Source organism: Dellaglioa sp. CoH-57-MRSF-17 (assembly GCF_056782015.1).
In genome coordinates, this window is record NZ_JBXAXY010000125.1 from 1 (window position 1) to 279 (window position 279).

Genomic DNA, 279 nt, shown 5'->3' on the forward strand with positions numbered 1-279 from the left:
GAAGTTCGCAAGGTCGATGGCACGGTCATCGAGATGGTGAAGAAGGATGTGATGGGCTTCATGGATAACGCGAGGGCTGTCGCTACCAAGGAGCGATCGGAATTGGCGGTGTCTACCGAAAAGGGAAAGATTGGCCTAACCGTCAAGACTTCTAACGGTGTGTCAAAAACGCAAATCCGTGGCTCCGTGTCGGCAAAGCTGAGCTAGAAATTGGCCTATACGTTCATCGACTAGTTAATGCACAAGTGTGTCGACGCCGTGACCATCAAATTCGTGGAC

Annotated in this window: 1 protein-coding gene; it reads left to right on the forward strand. The window is 51.3% G+C overall.

Features of this window, described 5'->3' with window-relative positions; all coding sequences use genetic code 11:
• Positions 1–207, forward strand: a 207-nt coding sequence (locus tag AC1RPJ_RS08120; RefSeq protein ID WP_481762899.1) for a hypothetical protein, incomplete at its 5' end; no start/stop codon positions are given.
• Positions 208–279: the final 72 nt, after the last annotated feature.